The sequence below is a fragment of the Cohnella sp. GbtcB17 genome, assembly GCF_019091135.1.
Taxonomy (GTDB): Bacteria; Bacillota; Bacilli; order Paenibacillales; family Paenibacillaceae; genus Cohnella.
In genome coordinates, this window is sequence record NZ_JAGXJW010000118.1 from 1 (window position 1) to 6,392 (window position 6,392).

Annotated in this window: 4 protein-coding genes, 1 tRNA gene and 1 pseudogene; 2 read left to right on the forward strand and 4 right to left on the reverse strand. The window is 55.4% G+C overall.

Annotation, left to right across the window (positions count from 1 at the left end):
• Positions 1-59 precede the first annotated feature (59 nt).
• Together KVT38_RS35670 and KVT38_RS32890 are read right to left on the reverse strand one after the other, a co-directional pair.
• The gene (locus KVT38_RS35670; RefSeq protein WP_217597966.1) at positions 60-728 is read right to left on the reverse strand and encodes a S8 family serine peptidase; all 669 of its coding nucleotides are present in this window, start codon (positions 726-728) and stop codon (positions 60-62) included.
• Between the two features lie 758 nt (positions 729-1,486).
• Positions 1,487-1,562 (reverse strand) — tRNA-Arg (locus KVT38_RS32890).
• Between the two features lie 165 nt (positions 1,563-1,727).
• Between KVT38_RS32890 and KVT38_RS32895 the strand changes: the two genes are divergently transcribed.
• Both KVT38_RS32895 and KVT38_RS32900 read left to right on the forward strand, forming a co-directional pair.
• Positions 1,728-2,741, forward strand: coding sequence for a LacI family DNA-binding transcriptional regulator (locus tag KVT38_RS32895; protein ID WP_217597967.1), 1,014 nt, complete (start codon positions 1,728-1,730; stop codon positions 2,739-2,741).
• 207 nt (positions 2,742-2,948) lie between these two features.
• Positions 2,949-3,524: a hypothetical protein gene (locus KVT38_RS32900; RefSeq protein ID WP_217597968.1), complete on the forward strand. Its 576-nt coding sequence runs from the start codon at positions 2,949-2,951 to the stop codon at positions 3,522-3,524.
• An 87-nt stretch (positions 3,525-3,611) separates the two neighbouring features.
• Here KVT38_RS32900 and KVT38_RS32905 read toward each other — a convergent pair whose 3' ends face one another.
• The gene (locus tag KVT38_RS32905; protein WP_217597969.1) at positions 3,612-6,176 is read right to left on the reverse strand and encodes an ABC transporter permease; all 2,565 of its coding nucleotides are present in this window, start codon (positions 6,174-6,176) and stop codon (positions 3,612-3,614) included.
• Positions 6,173-6,392: pseudogene (locus KVT38_RS32910) on the reverse strand (ABC transporter ATP-binding protein); the annotation flags it as partial. The pseudogene KVT38_RS32910 and the gene KVT38_RS32905, both read right to left, overlap by 4 nt.

The window sequence follows — 6,392 nt, forward strand, 5'->3', positions numbered from 1 at the left end:
TCGATTTTGGCGAAGCTGATTTCTATGACGCCAGCGGCGAGAAGCGGATGTACAAGTACCTATGCGTGAGCTTCCCCATCATCAATATATCCATTTCCATCGTCATCAATGTTGTTTCCAGGAATTTCTCTTTCGTTTATAAAAATATTTCCCTTTAAACTGATATGGTTTATATCAATACCTGTATCCAAGACGCCTACTAATACATTAGGGGAGCCAGATGTTTTGTTCCAAGCATCTAAAGCTCCGATATCTAAGCCTTTATAGCCCGCCTGCCCTGAGACATTTTGACCTGTATTGGATAATGCCCATTGATCGGTAGAAACGGAACTAGTGGTCAGTTGAAAGTTTTCTTGCACATATTCAACATTGGGGTCTTTCTTTAATTCACTTATAACTTTTTCAATATCATCTTGTTCTTGGAGTTCTATTAACTCGCTTTTTAATTTCTTGAATTTTTTTTTAGTATTAAACTTTTTAACAGTTACCTTTTCATTGACCTTCTTTTTGGTATTTTCAGATTTTGCTTCATCCTTATACTTAACAATAAATTCTTTCTTGTTCGAAACTAATTTGAGGTTACTTGGAGGAGTAAATTTTGATTGAATTTGTGATACAAGACTCTCATCAATATTTTTAGTGGAGCTGGCGCTAGAAACATTAACTGGTATAATGAGCGAGAAAGTTAAAGCCGTAATAAGAACTTTATTTAAAATCTTGTTTGGCACAGTGATCCCCCTAAAACAGTAATTTTAAATATAAAAGCAATAAAAATACTGCATATAAATAAATAACTCTAATCTACAAACAAGTAATTCACTCCATTCAAATGGTATTTTTTTCATGCAAATATAATATAATTGATTCCTATATTCTCTGTAAATCCTTTCCTAAACAAATTTTGTCTACATGATATGGTTATAAACGGCATCTTCTTTGGGCTATATCGGATGCAATCACCGGAGGCCTATTCCGGAAAACCAAGTAAGGTGGAGACCACTGGTCTCCACCTTAACTTGGAATATATCAACTCAACTTTCGCAGAGCAAAAAACATTTTGAAAGCACGTTGTAAGTTTGGATTCTCTAAAGTGGCCGTTGCTTTGTCGTTCCTGTATTACAGCCTTATGCACATACCCTACCTGCTGATGAGGGCACTGAAAAAGTCCGCTTGACTAGGCTCTTTCTTTTCGACAACTTGAGCCTGACGTACTCCTGGACATGTACGCCGACCGAGTTGGTTAAGATACACGGGGAAAGCATGCCCTATCTATGGCTGCCTGACCTCAGCGATCCCAACAACCCAATCGTCATGTGCCTGCCCGTGAGGGTTAAACGGGGGTTAACAAAAAACCGTTCCTTCCGTATATGGTTGGGTGGCACCTCCATTTTACCAAAGAACAGTTCTATGCAAAAAAATGGGCTGTCTCCGAGGTCGATTGATGCCCCTTTGAGACAGCCCTGTAAGCATTTGCGTGAGAAAAAACTGGCGGCCCCGAGATGAATCGAACATCCGACACCACGTTTAGGAAACGTGTGCTCTATCCGCTGAGCTACGGGGCCACAGTAAATCTCATTATAGCACAATCCCGTCGGAGAGCCAAAACGAAATTCGACCCCGGCACGAGCAAAAACGAACCGTATTCCGATTGCCAAAAGCGCCGCTTCGCGTTATGGTAGGGACAACGATTCAGCCCGGTTGGGCGCGGAGCAAGGCGGGGTCCCACCATGACAGCTACAATACGCGATATCGCGAAGGCGGCCGGCGTGTCGGTCGCGACCGTATCCAAGGTGCTCAACGACTACTCGACAGTAAGCCGGGCCACGCGGGAGAAGGTGCTCGCACTCGTCGCCGAGATGCAGTTCCGCCCGAACGAGGCGGCGCGCTCGCTCGTCGGCAGACGATCGATGACGATCGGCATTTTGCTCACCTCGGGCTTATCCAACCCCTTCTTCGTGCATCTGCTCGGCGGCATCGACGAGGCGCTGAAGGAGCGGGGCTACGACCTGATTTACCTGGCGCAGCTGTCCGCGCATCCGGAGTACAACTTCGTGCAGCACTGCCGCAGCCGCAACGTCGAAGGCGTGCTCGCCTTCGGCTTTCAGCTGGGCGAGCTGGATGCGGACAAGCTGGTCGCCTCGGGCATCCCGACCTTGTTCATCGACCTGAACCTGACGGGCAAGCGGGCGGGCTACATTTCCTCTGACAATAAGGAGGCGGTGGAGGGCACCGTGCGTTACCTGCACGAGCTCGGTCATCGGCGGATCGCCTGCATCGCAGGTCTGCCCGGCTCGTACGTGGGCGAGCGGCGGCTTGCGGGCTTCCGCGAGGCGATGGCCGAGCTTGGCCTGTCGCTGGATCCGGACTGCGTCGTGATCGGGGATTTCACGCAGGAGACCGGCTATCGCGGGATGCAGCGGCTGCTGTCGCTGCCCGAACGGCCGACCGCCGTCGTCTGCGGCTCGGACAAGGCGGCGATCGGCGCTCTGCAGGCGGCCCGCGAGGCGGGAGTTGCGGTGCCGGCCGAGCTGTCGATCGTCGGCTTCGACGACATCGACGGGGCGCAGGTCGTGCACCCGCCGCTGACGACGGTGCGCCAGGACATGCCGACGCTCGGGCGCCGCGCCGTCGAGCTGCTCGACCGGCTCATCGTCGAGCCCGAGTCCGCGCCGCCGACTGTCATCCTGCCGACGCAGCTCATCGCTCGCGGCACGACGGGGCGGGCGCCGGTGGGCGGCTAACGCGCTGTCGCAACGGCGGCTTGCATCGTCATTTCTTTGTTCGTCTCATCTGGCAATCCGTGTGCAGACCAAGACCGACTTGGTCTTTTTTTTATTGTCAAAAAATAATTATCATTTGACAAATAAGCGTGGTGCTGCTAATTTATTGTCAAATGATAATTAAATGACGGAGTGCTTTTTATTGTCCACCGGAGAGGAGTAGGTCACGTGATCAAAAACAGATTTGCAGACTTTAGGGGGCGCATAGCCGTAACGCTTGCCGTATTAATGCTGCTGATGATGGTTGTGATTAACATATCGCCGATTCCATACGCGGTTCCCTATATCATGACGAAAGCGCAGGAGGGTGCCCATCTTCCAGACACGTTGCTTCACTACGGCCCTGATAAGTTATACAGCGCGCTTGACATGCTGCAGCCCGCCGGACGCGAGGCCTACAAAAAATTTTTGCTTTCTTTTGATACGGTGTTCCCTTTGCTCTACGCGTGCGCATTAGGATTAAACACAGCTGTTCTGCTTCGGCGAGCCTTTCCGAAGTTGGCTCAAGCAAGCAAACTATACTTGATCCCTCTAGGCGCAGGTATTGTTGATTACTTGGAAAACGGGACGCTTTTGCTTATACTGGACCGTTATCCTAAACATTTAGACGCATGGGCCTATCTTGCCGGGGGATTTACCCTCACGAAGTGGCTGATCTCGGCCAGTTGCCTGGTCGCTCTAGTCATCTCGATCGTCACGATAATCGTAAGACGGTTAAACAGGTACAGAACTGAAACTCGATGACCCGGCGAGCATCGGGGCTAACAGAACCGAACCGCAAACAAGGCAGCGTCATCATTCGATGTCCGCTGCCTTGTTTTTTCGATGGGTTTAAGCCTCTTCCCGCAGCTCCTCCACCACGCTCGCCTTCGCGATCTTGCGCAGCGGGCCCTGTACGGACAGCAGTCCGACGCCGAGTGCGAAGACGCAGGAGATGACGGCGCCAGTCACCGGGAACGAGAAGGAAAGTCCCTCGATGTTGTTCATCTGGCGGTACAGCAGGAAGCAGATGCCAACGCCCAGCAGCAGGCCCCAGAAGGCGCCGATGACGCCGAACCAGACGCCTTCGAGCGTCGCCATGCGCCGCAACTGCTTCATCGTCATGCCGACGGCTTGCAGCAGGCCAAATTCGCGGCGGCGGAGCATCAGATTCGTTTGCACCGTATTGATGATGTTCAAGCTGCCGATCAGACCGATGACACCCAGGAAGCCGTAGATGAAAACCTTCATCTGCACATTGAACTGCCGCGTCTGCCGCTGCTCTTCGATAAAATCGATCAGGCGGATGGACGGGTCCTGATTGGTCATCGCCTGCAGCGCTTGCTTGACTGGGTCGCCGTCCGCGCCGTCGGCCAGGGCGATGTCGAGCCCCCGCAGCGCCGTATCGTTCGGTGCCAGCTCGATCGGCACGCCCTTCAGCAGCGCCGCGTAGGTTGCCTTCGTCCCGATCACGTACAGCTCAGTGTCGAGGACGGTCGGGTTAAATGGCGCCTGACTCAGGATGCCGCCGACGCGCACCTCGCGCATCAAAGGCTTCTCCTGGGTACCGAAGTTGAGAGAGAGCGAGTCTCCTATTTTCAGATTGGAGAGGTCCAGGTTGATTTTCTTGTTTTCAGCGATGACCAACGGCTTCACCTGCTGCACGATGAGCACGCCGTTCGTCTCGGACAATTTGGCCGGATCGGCCGTCCCGGCGATGAGGTAGGGCTCGGCCTGCTTCATGCGCTCGTCGTCGTACAGCGTGGTGTAGGCGGGCACGATGCGAATTTCTTTGCCGCCGAGCGTCGACTTGGCGAACACATCATCGCCCATTTTCGACAAATAATCTCCGTTGAGCTTGGCACTTGGCAGATAGATCTGCGCGCTCGGCATATTGTAGCGCCCATAGACATGCTCGACGCCCGGGAGTGCCTTGATATCGGCAATCGTCTGCGCATCGAACGCGTCGGCTGTATTTGACGAGGGGCGGGTCTGATTGCCGTTCTCCGTCTGCGTGAACGAGGTCAGCAATTGGAAGGCCACCTGATCGTCCCGAGAGTCGTTCACCGCCATCTTGAACGCTTCCTGTGCGAAGTAGTGGAAAACGATGAACAGCGTGATGCTGACGACGATCGAGAAGGCGGTAATCCGGAACTTGGACCGGTTGCGGCGAATGTTCTTGGACGCCATGTCGCCCTCGATGCCGAGCAAGCGGAGAACGGAAGGCAGCCTGACGCGTCTGTACGTCTCGCGCACGATATTGCCCGTACCACGGACGGCGTCGACCGGCGAGACGCGGCTCGCCTTGCGGGCGGGCAGCCAGGCTGCGAGCAGCACCGCCAGAAGGCCGACGATCGCGCTGCCGACGATGATCCACAGGTGCAGGGACAGCTTGAAGCCTTCAAAGGTAAGGATATCCGCACCAGCCGCAGCCATCAGTTCAAGCACAAGCCACAACCCGCCCCAGCCCACGATGAGGCCGGCGGGGATCCCGACCGCCGCCAGCAGGCCGGCCTCACGGAACACGATGCCGCGCAGCTGCGACGGCGTCGCGCCGATTGTGCGCAGCAGGCCGAAGTGACGCATGCGCTCGAGCACGGCGATGTTGAAGGCGTTGTAGATGACGGCGATTGTGGACAGGACGACAAGGCCGATGAGCACACCGAATATGGTGATGAGCGTGAGGTTGAGACGCTTGTCCGCGGTCTCTCCCTTCAGGGCGAGAAGCTGCGTATTCGTGCCGAACGTCTTGGGGCTCAGCTTCTCGAACTCGGCCAGCTGCGAGCTGATGTCGACGCCCCGCTTAAAGGTCGCGGCGGCGGACAGACGCGTGCCGGGTATGTCGGCCATCGCTGCGGCATTGTCCATCCATGCATAGGCGGCACCCGTGCCGTAGGTCATGTTCAGGCGCTGGTTGTTCAAGACGCCGACGATCGTATACGCCTGCTTTGTGCCGTCCGGCTTAACGAGCTCAGCCTTGCCGCCCAGTCCCGGCGCACCGGGAAGCTGCGCGAGCGCCCATTCCTCGACGACGGCTTCCCCCGCCGCCGAAGGGAATCGGCCCTTCAGCAGATGGACCGGCGCCAGCTCGAAGCCTGCGGTCGTCGCTTCAGCAAGCTCGAGCTTGTAGCCCTTCGCGAGCTCCGTGAGCGCCCCTTTTCGAATCGCGCCGGCTTCCTTGATGAGCGCATGATGCTGCAGCGTCTCCAGCAGCTCAGTCGTTGCGGAGCTGTAGCTGATCTCATAAGCGCCATAGTCGTAGATCGTCTGATCGACCATATTGTCCTTCATGCTCTGGCCCATCGTGCCAAGCGCGCTGATGAGCGCGACCGAGAGCAGAATGCCGACGATCGTCAGGACGGTGCGTCTTTTTTGCTGCTTCAGATACTTGCCTGCAAGCGCGCCGTAGCCGTTCATTGGACCACGCCCCCGCGGCTGTCGCTGACGAGGCGTCCGTCCTGCATGCGCAGCACGCGGTCGGCTTCGGCGGCGACGTTCATATCGTGCGAGATGATGACGACCGTCTGGTGGAACTGGCGAACGGCGAGCTTCAGCAGCTCGAGCACCTCGCGTCCGTTGGCGCTGTCGAGATTGCCGGCCGGCTCGTCGGCGAGCACGATGGCGGGACGGTAG

Bases quoted from the DNA above. Each gene is read 5' to 3' on its own strand.
- KVT38_RS32895 (WP_217597967.1), top strand. From the start codon at position 1,728: ATGACAGCTACAATACGCGATATCGCGAAGGCGGCCGGCGTGTCGGTC.
- KVT38_RS32905 (WP_217597969.1), bottom strand. From the start codon at position 6,176: ATGAACGGCTACGGCGCGCTTGCAGGCAAGTATCTGAAGCAGCAAAAA.